This window comes from Stappia indica (genome assembly GCF_020177335.1).
Lineage (GTDB): Bacteria > Pseudomonadota > Alphaproteobacteria > Rhizobiales > Stappiaceae > Stappia > Stappia indica_B.
Genome location: NZ_JAIVMG010000006.1, coordinates 170472 through 190351, shown reverse-complemented (window position 1 = coordinate 190351; position 19880 = coordinate 170472). Strand labels below are relative to the sequence as shown.

The 19880-nt window shown below is 65.5% G+C and carries 8 protein-coding genes; 5 read left to right on the top strand and 3 right to left on the bottom strand.

Translation table 11 applies throughout. The features are described 5' to 3' along the window. Positions 1–93 precede the first annotated feature (93 nt). Positions 94–951 (top strand): glycoside hydrolase family 16 protein, encoded by an 858-nt coding sequence (locus LC062_RS10450; RefSeq protein WP_224910975.1) that lies wholly within the window; start codon positions 94–96, stop codon positions 949–951. Between the two features lie 63 nt (positions 952–1014). On the opposite strand, the gene LC062_RS10445 is transcribed toward LC062_RS10450, so the two are convergent. Then, a complete protein-coding gene (locus LC062_RS10445) occupies positions 1015–1455 on the bottom strand; it encodes a PACE efflux transporter (RefSeq protein ID WP_224910974.1) in 441 nt (146 codons plus the stop codon). 522 nt (positions 1456–1977) lie between these two features. Here LC062_RS10445 and LC062_RS10440 point away from each other — a divergent pair. Genes LC062_RS10440 through LC062_RS10425 form a run of 4 tightly spaced genes read left to right on the top strand, consistent with a single transcriptional unit; the run spans position 1978 to position 16511 of the window. Then, positions 1978–3912, top strand: coding sequence for a non-ribosomal peptide synthetase (locus LC062_RS10440; RefSeq protein WP_224910973.1), 1935 nt, complete (start codon positions 1978–1980; stop codon positions 3910–3912). Next, positions 3909–12029, top strand: a complete 8121-nt coding sequence (locus tag LC062_RS10435) for a non-ribosomal peptide synthetase/type I polyketide synthase (RefSeq protein WP_224910972.1) — start codon at positions 3909–3911, stop codon at positions 12027–12029. The genes LC062_RS10440 and LC062_RS10435 overlap by 4 nt, the downstream gene beginning before the upstream one ends. Continuing rightward, positions 12029–14857 (top strand): condensation domain-containing protein, encoded by a 2829-nt coding sequence (locus tag LC062_RS10430; RefSeq protein ID WP_224910971.1) that lies wholly within the window; start codon positions 12029–12031, stop codon positions 14855–14857. The genes LC062_RS10435 and LC062_RS10430 overlap by 1 nt, the downstream gene beginning before the upstream one ends. After that, entirely contained in the window at positions 14841–16511 is a 1671-nt protein-coding gene (locus tag LC062_RS10425; protein ID WP_224910970.1) for a glucosamine inositolphosphorylceramide transferase family protein, read from the top strand. Before LC062_RS10430 ends, LC062_RS10425 begins: the two co-directional genes overlap by 17 nt. 25 nt (positions 16512–16536) lie before the next feature. On the opposite strand, the gene LC062_RS21480 is transcribed toward LC062_RS10425, so the two are convergent. Together LC062_RS21480 and LC062_RS10415 are read right to left on the bottom strand one after the other, a co-directional pair. Continuing rightward, complete coding sequence (locus LC062_RS21480) at positions 16537–18174, bottom strand: GMC oxidoreductase (RefSeq protein ID WP_224910969.1); 1638 nt, start codon at positions 18172–18174, stop codon at positions 16537–16539. Positions 18175–18488: 314 nt separating this feature from the next. Beyond that, positions 18489–19880, bottom strand: coding sequence for a M20 family metallopeptidase (locus LC062_RS10415; RefSeq protein ID WP_224910968.1), 1392 nt, complete (start codon positions 19878–19880; stop codon positions 18489–18491).

Genomic DNA, 19880 nt, shown 5'->3' with positions numbered 1-19880 from the left:
AAGTAGAGATATAACCGAATTCAGGAATATGCGCGAATTTACACGGGGGAATAAAATTTCCGTCAATATTCCACTGACATGGAAGCCGTCACCATGCAACATCTCCCCCTTATCCCGACCGGGTTCCTGCGCCCTGCCCTCGCCGGCGCCGCCCTCCTTCTGTCCGCCCTGTCGGCCTCCGCCAATGAGGCGGGCATCGACACCGGCGACACGCTCGATTTCGAGCGCATGACCCTCAGCTTCGATGAACCTTTTGACACGCTCGATGTCTCCGCCTGGGGCCCCGGCACCCGCTGGATTGCCCATACCCCCTGGTCCGGCGACTTCGGCGGCGCCCGGTTTTCAAACCCGCAGGAGGGTTTCCCGTTCACCCTTCTCAATGGCGTCTTGCGGATCGAGGCGCGGCGGACCTCGACCGGTGTCTGGAGTTCGGGCCTGCTCGCCTCCGTTGACACGAAGGGCCGTGGCTTCAAGCAGCAATACGGTTACTTCGAAATGCGGGCACGCCTGCCCCTGGGCGATGGCGTCTGGCCCGCGTTCTGGCTGATCGGCATCGACCGGTCGAAATACACCGCCGAGATCGATGTGCTGGAATACTACGGGTACAAACCCGACGGGTATTCCGCCTCAGTGCACGTCTGGCACCGGGACGGGCGGCACTATTCCGACTTCGACCGCATCAAGGTCTTCCCGCAGAACGATCCGGAGGAGTTCAACACCTATGGCGTCAAGGTCGACGCCCAGTTCATTCGCATGTACTTCAATCGCAAGCTGGTGTGGAAGACCAAGACGCCGCCGGAAAGCCGCCAGCCCATGTTCATGTTGCTGAACCTGGCGCTCAAGGAAAACACCCGAACCTTCCCGGTGCCCAACCCGTCCTTCATGTACGTGGACTACGTCAAGGCTTTCCGCCTCGATCAGAAAGCCGTCCCGTTGCAGGTCAAGAAATAGCACCGCCCCATCGTTACCAGCGACACCTCCCGCATTCCTCGGGAGGCGTTCAGCCCGGCAGCCTCAGGTTGCCGGGCTTTCCGCGCTCCGCGGATCGGGAATGGGAAAAATCAGGTCATAGGCCCAATTGAAGATGAAGGCGTAGACCAGATAGAACAGCGCGAAGAACAGATCCATCTTGAAGGCCGCAAGCAGGCTGATGTCGAGATACCAGGCGATGAACGGCATTAGCAGCGCAAGCAGCCCGGCCTCGAACAATACGGCGTGCCCCACCCGCACCGCCAGAGACTTGCGCACGTCGCCGACAATCCGTAGCATCGCGTGGTCGAACAGGAAATTGTAGATGTAGTTCCACAACGTCGCGATGGTCGCGGCGACGATTGCGACCAGGCCGATGGCCTCCAGTGGAACGCCGAATGCCCAGCCGCCCAGCGGCGCGATGGTAAGCAATCCGATGATCTCGAAGCTGAGGGCGTGGCGGATCCGATCCCCGGTGGTTCGCATATGGGTCCCCGTGTGTTGCTTCGGGTCGTCCCGAACGAATGGTCCCGAACCGGGGGAGGTCGTCCTCACTTGCCGCGAAGATATAAGCTCACGATCCGACCATTCAAGAGAAGAACAACCACGAAGACGGACCACCCACGCCCCTGCTCAGGGAGTGCGCGTCGGCGCCCCCCCCGGCCCGAGCTTCGCTTGGCGCCGCGTCTGGGCCAGCTCTCCCCCTGCCGCAAGAGTATCGGCCAAGCCTGGACAGGCTCTCTCAGCGGCACGAGATCATCCGGTTTGCTAATCCTTTTGGTCGACCCGCAGACTAGTCAAACTCGGCCTTTCGGTCATTTGTCGCCCTTCGTCCAGCCATCGGCCAACCCCGCATAGCCACGGTACATCCCTTTGAACATCTATCCATTTTTGGCTCACGTGAAAAATTGTCGAAGAGGCAAACCGCAAGCGTAAAGGGTGGGCGGCCATCTCGCTCCCCCTTGTCTGCACCGACCGGTGCAGGCCAACCGGGCCCGGAGCATGGATATGAACCGCAAGGATCCCCTCACGGCGCAACACGATCCGTTTCGCGTAGAGCGTTCAGGTCACATCGTCGCTTATGACCGCGACCGCAGTCTTCAGGACGTCTTTCACCAACACGCCCGCGCGCAACCGGACCGCGTCGCCCTGACCTTCGGCGACCGACCCTACAGTTACCGCGAAGCCGACCGTCTCTCCTCCGCCCTCGCTCACCGGCTGCTGGAGCTTGGGGTACGCAAGGGCGACGTGGTCGGCCTGTTCCTCCCCCGGTCTGCGGAAACGGTGATCGCCATGTTGGCGATTCTGAAGGCCGGAGCAGCCTATACCCCGATCGACCCGGTCTATCCGGCTGAGCATCTGGACTATGTGATCGGTGATTGCGCGCCGAAGGTGATCTTCACCACCGCCACGGATCACGCAAAGCTTGCGGCCATTGCCAGTGTTCGCGGGGAGATCGTCGAGCTTGGCAACGCGCTGCGCCAGATCGAGGACCGCGACATTGAACCGCCCTCTGTGCCAGTCGGCGGCGGCGACATGGCCTATGTCATGTACACCTCCGGCTCCACCGGCCGGCCCAAAGGGGTGATGATCCCGCATCGGGCCATTGCCGACCTGGCGCTTGAGCAAAGCTACGTCAATGTCGGTCCGGGCGATGTCGTCCTCAATGCGGCGACCATCTCCTTCGACGGTGCCACCATGGAGATCTGGTGCGCGCTGCTGAACGGCAGCACCCTCGCAGGCTTGCCCGACCCCACCTTCTCCGTTTCCCGGCTGTGCGACGTCATCCGCCGGGAAAACGTGACCTTCGTCGTCCTGACGACAGGTCTTTTCAACCTGTTCGCCGATTCCGTCGACGGGTCGATGCCGAGCCTGACGCACGTGCTGTTTGGCGGCGAGGTCGCCTCGGCGACCCATATCCGCAAGTTCCATCGGATCTACCCGCACTGCCGGGTTACCAACGGCTACGGCCCGACCGAAGCCACCACCATGGTCACCTGCTTTTCGCCGCCGCCCGACTTCGCCGACACGGATGTGCCGATCGGCAAGGCCATCGCCCGCACCGGAATTCACATCATTGGCGAAGGCAACCGGGAACTGTCCGATGGCGAGACCGGTGAACTTGCCATTTCCGGCGACTGCCTTGCTCTCGGCTATTTCAAACGACCCGACCTGACCGATGAAAAGTTCAGGATGGTCGAGACCCGGCAGGGGCCGCGCCGCTGCTATCTGACCGGCGACCTCGCCCGGGTCGAAGCTGATGGTACAATCACGTTCAAGGGACGTGCGGACCGCCAGGTCAAGATCGACGGCAAGCGGATCGAGCTGGACGAGATCGAAGCGGCCCTGCGACGCGATCCGGAGATCGACGATGCCATCGTCTCCTGTCAGGCGACGCCGACCTCGAAACGGATCGTCGCCTATCTGAAACCACGGGACGCCAGCACGCCGCATCCGGCTTTCGCCAGCGCGGCCCTGGCCCGGCTGCGCGCAGCGGTGCCCGCCTTCATGGTGCCCAGCGCCGCCGTCACCGTTGTCACCTTTCCCATGACCCAGGCGGGCAAGGTGGATCGGGCAAGGCTTGCCCCCATTTCCTTGCAGGATGATGCACCGGCCTCGCCGAAGGCGTCCTCCCGCAGTCCCGTCGAGACAACCATCGCCCGCCTCTGGTCCGAGGTCCTCGGCCGTGACGCGATCCCGCTGGACCGCAATTTCTTCGATCTTGGCGGCACCTCGCTGCAGTTGATGCGGGTGCATGTCGGGCTGGAGGGCGCGCTTCAGCGCAGCGTCGATGTGATGGCCCTGTTCACGCATCCGACCATTCGCGGCCTCGCGAATTTTCTTGAAGGCAGGGGACCGGTCGCCCGTTCGGCCATGACCGCAACGCACCGGGCCGCCATCCGCCGCCAGTCCCTTTCGCAGATCAGCAGGAACAGGTCATGACCGAAACCACCGGACGGGACAGGTCCCCGCAAGCCGGCGATGCGCTTGCAGAAACAGGCGCCATCGCCATCGTTGGCATGTCGGGGCGCTTCCCCGATGCGCCTTCGGTCGACGATCTGTGGCAGATGGTCCGCGACGGACGCCACGCCTTCGCGCCCCTCACCCCGGAAGAGATCGAGGATGCCTTTACCGATGAGGAGCGGGCATCGCCCAACTATGTCGCGGCCAGGCCGCATCTTGAGGGAATCGAGGAGTTCGACGCCGAGTTCTTCGGCATGTTTCCCCGCGAGGCCTCCTTTACCGATCCTCAGCACCGCATCTTTCTGGAGATCTGCTGGGAAGCACTGGAGGGAGCCGGCTGCGACCCCCGGGCCTACCCCGGCCTGATCGGCGTTTTCGCCGGTGCCTCGATGCCGACCTACCTGTTGAACAATGTGTTATCCGACCGGGCAAAGCTCGAAGAATTCACATCCAACTATCAGATCGGCTGTTTCAATCAGTCGATGGGCGGCTTGCCGGACGCGCTCGCCACCCGGGTCGCCTACAAGCTCGACCTGCGCGGCCCCGCCGTCACCATGCTGTCGGCCTGCTCCACCTCGCTGGTCGCGGTCACCCAGGCCTGTCGGCAGTTGCAGGCCTATGGTTGCGACATGGCGCTGGCCGGCGGCGTGTCCATTACCATCCCGCAGCGACGCGGCTACATCTATCAGGAAGGTGGCATGGCCTCCTCCGACGGGGTCTGCCGGCCGTTCGACGCCGACGCCTCCGGCACGGTCTTCGCCAGCGGCGCCGGCGTGGTACTGCTCAAGCGCTATGACGATGCGGTGGCCGATGGCGACCGGATCTTCGCGGTCATTCGCGGTTGCGGGCTCAACAACGACGGCGCCGACAAGATCGGCTTCACCGCGCCCAGCATCCAGGGGCAGGCGGACGCCATCGCCATGGCGCTCGCCGAGGCAGAGGTCGACCCGGCCTCCGTCGCCTATGTGGAATGCCACGGCACCGCGACACCGCTGGGCGACCCGATCGAGTTCAACGGTCTCAATGAGGTCTTTATCGACCCTGACCTGCCGAAGGGAAGCTGCGCGCTGGGCTCGCTCAAGAGCAACATCGGGCACATGGACTGCGCCGCTGGCGTCTCCAGCCTGATCAAGACGGCCCTTGCCCTTCATCACGCGACCCTGCCGCCTATGGCGAACTACGCGACTCCCAATCCGCGCATTGCTCTAGATGACAGCCCGTTCCGGATCCTGACCCAGGCCGAACCCTGGCCGGACAGCGGAACCCCACGCCGGGCCGGCGTCAGCTCCTTCGGCGTCGGGGGCACCAATGCCCATGTGGTGTTGGAACAAGCGCCTTCGGTCTCAAAACCAGCCATTGACGAGGAGAGGTCCCGTCCGCTGATCCTGCCGCTGTCCGCCCGCACTCCCGAGGCGCTCGATGCCATGCGTCACCGTCTGGCGGAGCATCTGCGCGCCCGGCCGGAGTTGCCGCTCTCGCAGGTCGCCCGGACGCTCCAGAGCGGTCGCCGCGCCTTTGCCCGGCGCACCGCCATCGTCGCCTCCTCCACCGAACAGGCGGTCGAGCGCCTCTCCGCTGCCCGGGTGGAGGTCACCACCGCCGAGGACAGCCCGCCGCCGGTCGTTTTCATGTTCCCCGGCCAGGGCGCCCAGTATGTCGGCATGGCCGCTGCCCTTTATGCCTGCGAGCCGGTGTTCGCCCTTTGGATCGACCGGGGCGCGGAACTGTTGAAGCCCTCGCTCGGGCTCGATCTGCGCGACTACCTCTGTCACACCGGCCCGGTGCCGGAGGCGATAGCCGAGACCCAACGGGAAACCCGCATCGCCCAGCCCTGCCTCTACATCGTGCAGCATGCGCTGGCGCAGCTCTGGATCAGCCGGAAGTGCCACCCCGATGCGATGATCGGCCATAGCGTCGGTGAGTTCGTCGCCGCGACCCTGGCCAATGTGATCGGCTTCGAGGACGGGCTTGCCCTTGTCGCCGCGCGCGGCCGCCTGATGCAGGATCTGCCGCAGGGTGCCATGGTGTCGGTGCGCGCCGCTGCCGATGCCATCGCCCCGCATCTGCGGGACGGCGTCGAAATCGCGGCAATCAACGCCCCAACCCTCAATGTCATCTCCGGAACCTTCGAGGCGGTCGACGCCACCTGCGCCGCGCTGGAAAAGGCGGAGATCGCCTTCAGCCGCCTGCACACGTCCCATGCCTTCCATTCGGCGATGATGGACGGCGCCTCCGAGGCCCTGCGCGCGGAAACCGCCAAGGTCACCTACGGCACCGCGACGATCCCTTACATTTCCTGCGTCACCGGCACCTGGCAGACGGACGAACAGGGCGCCTCGCCCGACTACTGGGCGCGCCATTGCCGCGATGCGGTGCGGTTCGCCGACGGGCTTGCCACCTTGTGCGCCGACCGCAAGCCGGTGCTGATCGAGGTCGGCCCTGGGCGAACCCTTTCGGTCTTTGCCGCCCAGACCATTGCCCGTTCGGACCTTGCCGCCATTGTCCAGTCGCTGCCCGAGCATGACCGGGCCACAGAAGCCGCCGAAACCCTCGCCCAGGCCCATGGCAAGCTCTGGGCGGCTGGCTGCACCCTGCCCTTTCCCGAGCTGCCGGCCGGGACCGGCAAGACCTGGCTTCCGACCTATCCGTTCCAGCGCCAGCGCCACTGGATCGACGCCCCCGCATCGGTTCGGCGGGCCGGCGATGTGGCCACTGCCGTTCACGCCGCACCCGCGCCGGAAAGCGCGGCGAACACTGCCGCAGCACCATCGACAAACACACTGCCCGATCAGGGAGTTGCCTTCATGAGTGGAATCGATACTTCAGCCGCCGACCGCATTCCCGGCCTTGAGACGACCTTGCTGGAATTGCTGACGGACATGTCCGGCGAAGACCTTGGCCCCGAGGACCGGACCGCAAGCTTTCTCGAACTCGGCTTTGATTCCCTGTTCATCGGCCAGTTTGCCCAGAAGCTGGAGAAGCAGTTCAAGGTGAAGCTCTCGTTCCGCGAGCTCTTGAGCGACATTCCCAGTGTCGCCGACCTTGCCGCCCATCTCGATCGCGAGTTGCCGCCCGAGGTGGCGCAGCCCGCTCCTGCCGCAGCACCGGCTGCCGCTGCGACAATGGCTCCGGCCCAACCGGCGATGGCCTCCCCGTCCGCTCCGGCTCCCGCTGCCAGCGGCTCGGCAAATGGCGTCGAAGCGGTAATGCACATGCAGATGCAGATGATGCAGGCCGTCTTTTCGCAGCAGTTGCAGGCCCTGCAGGGCAGCGCCGGCCAGCCGGCGGTCGCCCCTCAGTTCGCGCCGGCAGCGAGCACGGCACCGGTCGCACCCGCACCGGCCATGGCCCCGATCCTGGCGGCAGACGCCACCCCCGCCCCGGCCACGACGACAGCGGGCGATGACACGGAGATCGGCGCCGATCGCATCAAGATCTACCGGCCCGGAGCCCGCCCCGGCGTGCCAGAACTGACGCCGGAGAAAACCCGCTACATCGACGGGTTGATTTCCGCCTACTCCGCCCGCAATGCCGGATCGAAGGCCTTTACCGACGCCAATCGGCCGCATCTGGCCGACCCGCGCACGGCGTCCGGGTTCCGCCCCGACTGGAAGGAAATGGTGTTCCCGGTGGTTTCCGATCGCTCGAAGGGATCGCGGATCTGGGACATTGACGGCAACGAGTACATCGATCTGGTCAACGGCATGGGCCAGACCGCCTTCGGTCATGCGCCCGATTTCGTTGTCGAAGCGGTCAAGACCCAGCTCGACAGCGGTTTTGCCATCGGTCCGCAAACCCCGCTGGCCGGCGAGGTCGCGAAACTGATCTCGCAGATGGTCGGCATGGAGCGCGTCACCTTCTGCAACACCGGCTCCGAAGCGGTGATGGCGGCCATGCGCCTTGCCCGCGCGGTTACCGGGCGGGACAAGATCGTGGTCTTCGCCAATGACTATCACGGCCAGTTCGACGAGGTGCTGGTCAAGGGCCGCAACCGGCTCGACAAGCCGGTGGCGCTGCCGATTGCGCCGGGCATTCCCGCGACCTCCGTCGGCAACATGATCGTGCTGAAATACGGCGCACCGGAAAGCCTCGACTGGGTGCGCCGCAACGCTGGCGACCTCGCCGCCGTGATCATCGAACCGGTGCAGAGCCGGCATCCGGACCTGCGTCCGGTGGAGTTCGTGCGCGAGCTGCGGACCCTGGCCACCGAAGGCGACTATGCCCTGGTCTTCGATGAGGTGGTGACGGGCTTTCGCGTCCATCCGGGCGGCATGCAGGCGATCTGGGGCATCAAGGGCGACATGGCCACCTATGGCAAGGTCATCGGCGGGGGGATGCCCATCGGCATCCTGGCCGGCGACAGCCGCTACATGGACGCACTCGACGGCGGATGCTGGCGCTACGGCGACGACAGTGCGCCGATGACCGCCCCGACCTTCTTTGCCGGCACCTTCGTCCGCCATCCGGTGGTGCTGGCGGCCTGCCGCGCCGTGTTGCGGCACATTGAGGGCGAAGGCGCGGCTCTCTATGGCCGGGTCGCCGAACGAACCGGACGGCTGGTGGCGGAGATCGAGGACGATCTGGCCGCTCGCGGCATTCCCGGCGTTCTTCCCAGCTTCAGCAGTTGGTTCACCCCCCGCTTTTCCGACACCGACCCGCTCGGTGCCCTGATGTTCCCGGAGTTGCGGATGCGCGGCATTCATGCGTTGGACGGTTACCCTTGCTTCCTGACGACGGCTCACAGCGAGGATGACATCCAGGCGATCGCCGCCGCCTTCCGCGACAGTGCCGACGCGCTTCAGGCCGTCGGCATCCTGGCTCCGGCCGGAAGCGCCGCCGCGCCCGGCTGGCGCGGGACGGATGCCGGCAGCTCCCCCTCGCTGCCGGCATCCACTCCCCTTACCGAAGCCCAGCAGGAGGTCTGGCTGTCGGCCCAGGCCGGCGACGAAGCCTCCTGCGCCTTCAATGAATCCTTTTCCCTCACCCTGGAAGGACCGCTCGACGAGGCCGCCTTCCGCACAGCGCTCGACACCGTGATCGCCCGCCATGACGCGCTGCATATCCGTTTCGCCCGCGATGGCAGCGGGTTCGAGTTCATTCCGGATTTCGCGCTGGAGCTGCCGCTGGTCGACCTGTCCGGCAAAGAGGACCCGGAGGTCGCCAGGCTCGACCTGGTCGCCCGCGAAGCACATATCCCGTTCGACCTGACCCATGGGCCGCTCGTGCGCGGCGCCCTGCTGCGGCTGGCGGCGGACCGCCATGTGCTGCTGATGACCGCCCATCACATCATCTGCGACGGCTGGTCGATCAACGTGATCATCGAGGAACTGGCGGCGGTCTACAGTGGCCTGAAGAGCGGTGAGGCCGCGGAGTTGCCCTCTGCCCTGTCCTACGCCACCTATGCGCGCGATCTCGCCCCCGGCGCCCATTCTGGCACCCGCGCCAGCGACGCGACGGAAGCCTTCTGGCTCGACCAGTACCGCACCGTTCCACCCTTGCCCGACATGCCGCTTGACCGGGACCACCCCGAACGGCGCAGTTTTGCCGGCGGAACCCGCACCGGCTTCATCGACAAGGATCGTTACAAGGCGTTGAAGAAGGCGGGCGGTCGCTCCGGCGCCACCTTGTTCTCCACCCTGCTGGCGACCTTGCAGGTCCTGGTGGCGCGCCTCTCCGGCAGCGACGATATCGTCATCGCCGTTCCCTCCGCCGGACAGAGCCTCGTCGGTGACCAGACCCTCGTCGGCCATTGCGTGAACCTTCTGCCGCTGCGCCAAACGGTTGCCGGCGACGCCGCCTTCGTGGCGCATCTGAAGGCCACCCAGCAGGTCGTCCTTCAGGCGTTCGAGCATCAGGATTACACCTACGGCACCCTGGTGCGGAAACTCGGCGTCGAGCGCGACCCCAGCCGACTGCCGCTGACGGAGATCCAGTTCAATCTGGAGCGCATCGGCGGCATGACCGAGTTCACCGGTCTGCGCGCGACCATCGAACCCAATGGCAAGGCCTTCTCGAATTTCGACATGTTCTTCAACATGATCGAAAGCGCCGAGGGGATCCGCATCGACGTCGACTACAATGCCGACGTTCTCGACCCGGCCACCGTCGACCGCTGGATCGGCCATTTCGCCACCCTGGCCTCGGACATCGCGGCGAATATCGAGACCCCGATCGACGATCTTGCGCTGATCCGCCCGGCCGAACTGCAATGGCTGCGCGAAGACCTGAACCAAAGCGCCCAGACCTATGAGGAGGACGCCTACGTTCACGCGCTGGTCTCGCGCCAGGCGGCGGCGCATCCCGGCAAGCCGGCGGTCGTCCATGACGGCAATGCGCTGACGTATGGCGAGCTGGAGGCCCGCTCGAACCAGCTCGCCCGCCATCTCAGGAAGGTACTTCCCGGCCAGGCCGCGCGCATTGCCCTGTTGCTCGACCGCTCCCCGGAGATGCTGATTGCACTGCTGGCGGTGATGAAGGCCGGCCATACCTATGTCCCGCTCGACCCGGAGCACCCCGAACCCAGACTGACGCAGACGCTGGAGGCCGCCCGGGTCGCCTGCATCCTGTGCGATGGAGAACGGAGCGCGGCGCTGGCCGGGTCTGAAACCACGGTCATCCGCCTCGACACCGACCGGCCGGCCATCGAACGACAGAACCGCGCCGCGCTGGCCGCGGCGGAAACCTCAGCCGCCGCCCCGGCCTATATCATCTTCACCTCCGGCTCCACCGGCACCCCCAAGGGAGTGGAGGTCTCCCACCGGGCGCTGACGAACTTCATGCAATCCATGGCGCGCGAGCCCGGCTTTGCCGTCTCGGACATCCTGCTGGCGGTGACCACGGTTTCCTTCGACATCGCCGCTCTGGAGCTCTACCTGCCGCTCATCGCCGGCGGGACGGTCGTCCTGGCCGACCGGGAGCAGGTGCAGGATGGTTTCGCCCTGGTGGATCTGACGGAGGCCTGCGGCGCAACCGTGATACAGGCAACGCCGACCCTGTGGCGCATGCTGGTCGAGGCGGGCATGCCGGCCCGGCCCGGGCTGAAGATCCTGTGCGGCGGCGAACCGTTGCCGCAGGATCTGGCCATGACGCTCTTCGGCCTCGGCAGCGAGCTGTGGAACATGTATGGCCCGACCGAGACCACCATCTGGTCGTCGGTAAAACGGATCGACGATGCGCAGGCGCCCGTGACCATCGGCCAGCCGATCGCCAACACCCGGCTCTACATCGTCGATCATGCCAACCGGATTGCTCCGATCGGTGTTCCTGGCGAGCTGCTGATCGGCGGCGACGGTCTGGCCAACGGCTATTTCGACCGGCCAGACCTGACGGAGAAGGCCTTCGTTCAGCTCGATCTCGGCGACGGCCGGCACGAACGGCTCTACCGCACCGGCGATGTGGGCAAGCGCCTTGCCGACGGCGCGCTCCTTCTGCAGGGGCGCATCGACGCCCAGATCAAGCTGCGCGGTTTCCGGATCGAACCGGGCGAAATCGAGGCCGTGATGGCGAGCGCCCCGGGGGTGCGCCACTGCGCGGTTGTTGCCGCGCGCAGCCCGAAGGGCGACACCCAGCTCGTCGGCTACGTGGTGCCGGAAAGCCCGGCGACGCCCCCCTCCTCCGCCGATCTTGCCACCCATGCCAGGGAGCGGCTTCCGGCCCATATGGTGCCGGCCTTCTGGACCATGGTGGAGGCACTTCCGCAAACCGGCAATGGCAAGCTCGATCGCAAGGCGCTCTCAAAGCGCGGACTGCCCCACTCGAAGGTGGCCGTCGAGCGAACCGCGCCGCGCACGCCTCTGGAGGAGCAGATCGCGAAGATCTGGCAGGAGATCCTGACGGTCCCCGAGATCGGCGTGGACGACAACATCTACAGTCTCGGCGCGGATTCCTTGAGCATCTTCCGGATCGCCGCGCGCCTGCTGGAGGCCGGTCTCGGCCTTGAGGCCAAGCATATCCTGCGTCACCCCTCCATCGCCGAGCTCGCCACCTTCGCCCAAACCCATGACCTTCAAGGTTCGAACGATGCCGACCCGCCGACCCCGTCCTTGCGGGAGTTCCGCGGTCAGCGCCGGCGCAACACCAGCCTCGGAGCCGCCTGATGACAACGATGCTCGTTTCCCCGCCCCGCACCGGGACCCCGCACAAGGTCGTCGCCCGCTTTCCCTGCTCGCAGTCGCAGCTGCGCTGGTGGATCCTCGATCAACTGGAACCGGGAAACCCGGCCTACAACATCGCCATCTGCTGGACGCTGAAGGGCGCCTTCAACGCCGATACCATCGAGGCAGCCTTCGCTTGGGTGATCGAGCGTCATGAGATCCTGCGGACCCGTTTTTCCGACGCCAATGGCCGGCCGATGCAGGAGGTGGTCGACAAGGTCCCCTTCAAGATGTCGGTCATCGACCTCAGGCGGGTCACGGAGGAACAGCGCGACAAGCGGATGAAATCCATCAGCGCCTTCATGGCCAAGGCACCGTTCGATCTCAACCTGCCGGGCCTGATCCGCGCCTCGCTGCTCCTGCTCGACAATGACCACGCGGTGCTCCTGACCACTGTGCATCATATCGTCTTCGACGGTTGGTCGATCCGGGTGCTGGGACGGGAGATCGGGGAAATCGCCTCGGCACTCGATGCCGGACGCGAGCCGAACCTGCCCGAACTGCCCCTGCAATATGGCGATTACACCCTGTGGCAGGAGGAGTATCTCAAGAGCCGACATTTTCGCGCGGAAACCGCGTTCTGGCGCGACCGGCTGGGCGATGGCCACTATTTCGAGGTGCCCCCCGACAAACCGCGCCCAGCTCTCAGAACCAACCACGGCGAGGTGGCCTCCATCCGCAAGCCGCTGGACTTCGGCGCGCGCATGGATGCCGCCGCGCGGGACCTTCAGGTCTCCCAGTTCGTCCTCGGCATCGCCGTCCTCAGCGCCCTGCTGCATCGCTTCACCGGCGAAGAGACCATCCTTGTCGGCGCACAGATCGCCGGGCGCGACGAGGTCGACCTGGAAGACCTCATCGGCGTGTTCATCAACAATCTCATCTTGCGCATCGACATGCCGGCGCAAGCCACCTTCGGCGATCACGTCACCTCGGTCCGCGAGACCGTTGCCGCAGCCATCGACCATCAAAAGATGCCCTTCAACAAGCTGGTCGAAACCCTGAACCCGCCGCGCGATTCCGCCCGCAACCCGCTGGTGTCGGTCAATTTCAACCTCCAGAAGGCGTTTCTTGAAGACCGGACCTATGGCGCGTTCGACCTCGTCGGCGCACCGTCGCTCTCCCCCGGCGCAATCTACGACCTGAACTTCTTCATGGTCGGTCGCCCGGATGGCTGGCGCATGTCACTGGAGTACAACACCGATCTGTTCGAGCGGCAGACCGCCGAGACCCTCCTCGATCTCTGGCAACAGACCTACGACCGCATTCTGTCCGAGCCGGCGGCACCGCTTGCATCCCTCCCCACCGTGGAACGGCAAACCACAAGCGATGCATGCTCCGATGCCGGGCTGGAGCGATGGCTGGAAGCCCATCCCGGCGTGTCGGAAGCCTGTGTTGTCGAGGCCGAGGCCGGACCGCCGCGCGCTTTCATCGTTCCGCGGAGCGACTATCCGGAACCGATCGACAGGTTGCCGCAGATCCTGCAGCGGGATTTGCATGGGCAGCTCGCCGGCACCGACGAGGTCCCGGACATCAGCGTTCTTCTGAACCTGCCGCGCCTGGCATCCGGCGCCGTGGACCGCGATGGCCTGAAGGCGCGCGGCGCGGCCAGGCAGATCCCCGCACCACGCACCCTCAAGCGGCAGTCGAAACAGGACATTCCCGCCAAACAACCGCCTCCCGCCGCTTTCACCCCCGACCCGGCGCATCTCGATGCCCTGGCAGCGATCTGGCAGGACGTGCTGGAGGTCGGCACGGTGACCCCGAAGGATGACTTCTTCGCCCTCGGCGGCCATTCCCTGTTGGCCCTGCGGATGCTCGCCCGTGTCCGGCAGCGCTTCGGCATCAAGCCGGACCTTGCGATGCTGTTCCAGACACCGCAGCTGCAAAGCTTCGCGGCTGCGGCCTTCGCCCCGGCGTCCCCCCCCCTGCCGGCGCCCGGCGCGTCCCCGGAGACCGCAAAAACCAATCCCTGGAAGCTGACAACCTATCGGAGCGGCACCGGTCCCGGCGCGATCTACACCATCAATCATCCCTTCATCTACTATCGGATGACCCATGACCTGCCGGCGGAAGCCTCGGTCTACAATCTCAACATGTTCGAGACCGAGATCGACGACGAACTGCGGTCCCGTTCCTTCCTCGACATCGCGTCGAGCGCGGTTGACGCCATGCGGATCGCCGAGGGGACCGGACCGATTGCCCTGCTCGGGCTTTGCGTGAATGGCACCCTTGCCATCGAGATGGCTCGGATCCTGCGTGAGCGAGGGCACGAGGTTTCCTTCGTCGGCGTCATTGACAGCTGGGCGCCGAACTACGTCAACACGGTTCCGCTGGATGTGCGCGCGCGGGTACGCTCCGGCAAGCGGATCCGCCGTGTCAGCTATTTCGCGACCCGGCTGCTCACTGGCAAGATCCCGCTGATCGCCTTCCTGAAGCACTTCCGGCTGACGCTGACGTTGATGACCAAGCTCGGCATCAAGCCCGGCGAACTAACGCCAGAGGAACGGGCCAACCGTGACGTGACGGACCTTCTGGTGGACGCCGCCCGCGAACACGGAACCGCGCCGCGGCTCGATACCTCCGTCCACCTTTTCCGCAGCCAGGCGGTGCATCCGCTCGCCGCGAAGGTCCACTTCGGCTATGTGATGGAAGAGGGCTCCGAGGGTCCGGTCCACACCCTGGAAGGCTGGCACGAATACGCGCTGACCGACAGCGGCATTCGCCGGCTTGCAACCATCTTGCGTGAGAAACTCGATGCCGACCGCCCATAATGGCCAGCCCCATTCCGGCTCTGATGGCGAACCACTCGGGGCCGGCCGGGACAGGTCGCCGCTGAAGGTTGCCCTCCTGATCGCCGGGCACGACCGGTTCGAGAACTGGCATCTGATGGCGATGGAGGACATCAGCCGCGATCCCCGCCTGACGCTTGCCGCCGTGCTTGTCCATCCCACCCCTTTCGGCACCAGAAGGGCAAGCACCGGCTTCAGTACGGTCAGCCGGCTTGAACGCGGCCTGCTGGCCCGCCCCCCCCGCTTCCAGCCCCGGGCGGTCGATCTCAGGAAGCTGCGGCATGAACCATTGCCGCTCGACCGTAAAACCGGGCACATCGATCCGGAGGCGACCCGGCGCCTGATCGAGGAGACCGGAGCGGACCTCGTTTTGCGCACCACGCCCGAAGGCCTGCCGAACCTGGCCCTCAGGGCCCTGCCACACGGGGAATGGGCATTCAACTTTTCCGACGAGTGGGGCGTCAACGCGGACTGGTACGGCTACGCCCCGGTGATGCGGCATGAACCAACCACGTCCCTTGCGCTGTACGCCCGCCACGAAGGCGAGGAGTCGCGCTGCATCGTCAGCATCGCCTTCAGCACAAAGTTCAGCGGCGCGCGCAACAACGCCTACGTCAAGGAGCGGGCGGCCGCGCTGTTCCTGCGCGAATTGCGGCGTGTCGCCGATCAGGTGGACGCCCCGACCGCGCCTGAAGATGTGGTCGGCGCGGCCGCGCCGCCGCCAGCGGCCGCCCTGCCTCGCTATGCCGCGACCCTTGCCCGAGAACTCGGACGGCGCGCCCGAAAAGCGGTGCTGGAGCGGTTGGGGCATGATCCGGCCATGTGGACGCTCTATCTCGGTCAGGGATCGATCGACGCCTTCGATCCGCAGGCGGCCCGGCAGGTTCCCCCGACCCCCACGGCGACGGAGACCAGCATCAGAGCCGATCCGTTCCTGTTCGAGCACGATGGCGCGTGCTACCTGTTCTACGAGACCTACAGCCATGGCGACACAAACGCGCATATCGCCGTCGGGCGACTGGATGAGGATGGGTTGACGCCGCTCGGCGAAGCGCTGCGCTGCCCCTACCACCTGTCCTATCCCTTCGTGTTTCGCGATGGCGAGGATATCTTCATGATGCCCGAGACCCACGCCGCGCGGCGGATCGAGATCTGGCGGTGTACCGGTTTTCCGCACCAGTGGGAGCTCTACGCGACCGCCCTGGAGGGCCAGTCGGCCGCCGACAGCGTGCTGGTGCGGTTGCAGGAGAAGTGGTGGCTGTTCACCAACCTGTCGACCTTCCACGCCTACGAGGACCATTGCTGCGAGTTGCATGTGTTCCAGGTCGACGGCCCCCGGCTCGGCCGTCTCGTGCCGCACCGGCGCAATCCGGTGGTGATGGGCAGCCTGTTCGCGCGCAATGCCGGACGGATCTTCGATGTCGACGGCAAGATCTACCGCCCGTCGCAACAGAATTCGCACGGGATTTACGGATACGGGCTGAACATCATGGAAATCGAACAGCTCGACCTTCTGACCTACCGGGAGCGCTGTGTGCGCACCATTCTGCCCGACTTCAAGCCGGAGCTGCTCGGCTGCCACCATTTCGATGCGGCCGGTGGCCGCTTCGTCCTTGATGCCCGCCTGAGCATCTGACACAGGCCGCGGCGGGCATCACCGTTCAGACAAAGCCGGCGGCCAGAAAATCCGCCAGCCGCAAGGCCAGACTGACCGCCGTGAAGGTAGGATGCGCATAGCTGCTGGTGGGCAGGACGCTGGCACCGGAGACGAACAGATTGGTCGTCCCGTGCACCTTCAGGTCCCCGTCGACCACACCGGTCTCCGGGCTCGCCGACATGCGCGTCAGCCCGATCTGGTGAAACCCGTCACTGGCCTGAACACGGATATGCTCCTGTCGCCGCTCTGCTGGCTGGAGCCAGTGCATCTGACCGTACCCGTGCTGGGCCAGCCATCTCTCGAACACCTCATGCGCCCGTTCCACAGACTCCATGTCCATCGAGGAATAGCGAAAATCCACCCGCGGGATCGGCACGCCTTCGCTGTCTGAGCGACCTGAAAGCGTCACTCTGCTCGCCGGGGTCGGCGCATGTTCGGCATGATAGCGCAAGGCGTAGATCCCGGCCGGGTTCTCGTATTGGAACAACGGCAGCCGCTGCGTATAGCCCAGACGTTCCCGGGTGATCCGGTAGAGCCCCGTCACGGCGCCGACCGGCTGCCGCAGGATGTTTCCCGCATGTGCACGCATGCCCAGTCGGAAGTCGAACGGCGTCGTCTTGTGGCCAGGCCGGAACTTGCCCATGTAGTCGGTGGTCAGAAATCTGAGGGAAAGCGCCAGGTGAAGCGCCGACAGCGTGGAGCTACGATAGTCCGGATCCCCCAGCGGATAGCTGACCGGCGCGAAATAGATGTTCAGCAGCTTCTCCCGGTCGAGCGCCGCGGGCGTGAAAGTGAAGATGCGCCGGACGAAACTGCCGTCCGGATTGGCGCTGAACTGAAACGGGCGAGCGGCGGCCGGCGGACGGAAGGCAATCCTCGCCACGCTCCCGGACAGGTGTCCCATGTAGTAACGCCCGACCGGTCCAGCCTCTCCGCCCAGGAAACGCGGAAAAGCACGCTGCATGTCGAGCAGCATCCGGGCATTCTGAATGCCACCGCAACACAGCACGATGGCCCGGGGTGTCAGGGTGTAGCGTTCGCCGCGCCGCAGGGCGACAATCCGGGTCACGGTACCGGCGAGCGGATCGAAGTCGAGTTTCAACACCCGCGTTTCCAGCAGCAATGCAACCTGCGCCGAAGCCTCCAACTCGGCGCCATGGCGCCGCCCCATATCCGCGCAAGGGCTGACGCGCATGTAGCGCCCGATCCGTACCGACGCCTTGCCCCCCTCACCCTCATCGTCGGCAAAGTGATCCTCCACCCCGAAAAAACGAGCCGTCGGCGTCACATAGGGGGCAAGCTCCTCCGCCCCCACCGGCGCACCCGAGTGCGGCACATAGGACCGCATTCTGAAGTCGATGGCCTCGTACGGGGAGCAGCGGGCGCCCCAGGCGCTCGAAGTGCCCCCCAGCCCCTGCCGCGTCGCTTCCTCGGAAGAGGCATGAGTGAGCGCATCGGCGAGATCGAGCTTGAAAGCGCCGCTGATATCGGTCACCGGGCTCATCGGACCGGCGTCGATCAGCAGAACCCGCCGCCGTAACCGCCCCAGGCGGAGAGCGAGCGCGATACCGACCGGCCCTGCGCCGATCACGCAAACACCTGGATTGGCCGCCAGGTCGGGCTCGATTGTCTCAACCCTCACGAGAACACTCCACCCCTCCTGGCCCGCAGGCGCGGTCAGTGCATGATCCGGGATCATTTTCCATGAGCGAACCGGTTGGGAGTACCCGACCAAAAGAGGTAGCGCCTTCCCCCTTCTTCATCCAAAGCGTGAGGGGCGATTGAATCACTTCATCAAGAGGACCCCGGAACCCCTTCGCATGACTCAAGAATTCCGACACAGCATCGAGCGTCGGCGGCAACGGCCAACCCCTTCAGGGCATCGAAGAAAAACGAAAAAGGCGGCCGGGAGACCCCGCCGCCTTTCCGATATCACCATTGGTGCGTCCGCAACCGTCAGGCGGGTTTGCGCGCGCCGATATCCCAGAACAGGCCAGCCATCAGGCTCAAGGCCTCGCGGCAGGTGGCTTTCACCACATGCTCGTTGGGGGCATGCTGCGAACAGCCGCGATAGGAATGCGGCACCCAGACGGTCGGCAGGCCGAGGATCTCGCTGAACGTGTCGTTGGGCAGCGAGCCGGCCAGGTTCGGCAGGATATGCGGCGCCTTGCCGGCGCTCTCCTCAAGCGAGGTGGCGACGAAGGTCACCCAGGGGTCGCTCGGATCGAGCCGGGTGGCGCGGAAGAACACCCGGTCCGCCGGGGTGATCTCGACCATCTGGAAGCCATGGGCGTCGAGATGACGGCGCAAGGCCGGCAGGATGTCGTCGGTGTCGGTCCCCACCACATAGCGCAACTGGCAATGCGCCTTTGCCCAGCCGGAGATGGCATTGACCGGCGCTTCCGGCACGCCGCTCTTCATGGCCAGAACGGCAAAGGAGTTCCAGCCGAACACCCGCTCGGCCGGCGACAGCTCTTCCTCGCCCCAGTCCTCGTCGATCCGCGGCCCGCTGCCCTCCTCGCTGAGGATCGGCAGATCGCGCAGCGCGGCGCGAATATCCGGCGTCAGGCTGGTCGGCCGCCACTCCGGGATTTGGATCTGACCGCGCGCGTCGACGATCGAGGCGATCGCATGGGCCAGCACCGTTGCCGGATCGGCCAAGAGCCCGCCCCAGTTGCCCGAGTGATGCGCCCCCTCGCGGAAATTGACGATCAGGTCGAAATTGACACCGCCACGCGAGCCCATGAACATGGTCGGCGTGTCCGGCTGCAGCCGGGGACCGTCGGAGGCGATCAGCACATCGGCGGAAAGCAACTCGCGCTCGGCGGCGCAGAAAGCGGCGAGCCCCGCCGACCCGGTCTCCTCCGACATCTCGATCAGCACCTTGACGTTGAAGCCAAGGCTGCCGCGCTCGGCCAGCACATGGGCCAGAGCGGCAATGTTGATGAGATGCTGGCCCTTGTTGTCCGCCGTGCCGCGTCCATAGAGCCGGTCGCCTTCCTCCACCACGGTAAAGGGCGCGAGCCCAGCGCGCCACTGGTCGCTCTGGGCACGGATCACATCGCCATGGCCATAGGTCAGCACCGTCTCGAACGCCGGGTCCTCAATGCGCTCACCGACCAGCAGCGGCCCGCCGCGCGGATCCGGATTGTCGAAGATGCGGCAGGTGAAGCCCAGCTCGGTCAGCCAGGGCAGCATCGCCTCGTCCAGGTAGCGGCGCAGCTCCGGCTTCTGGTCCGGGTTCTGGCTCTCCGTCTCGAAGGCGACGAGGCGGGCCAGGTCCTCCTTGAACGTCCCCTCATCGAAATAGGCTCCCGCCCGGGCAATCGCCCCCTCTCTCGATGCCAT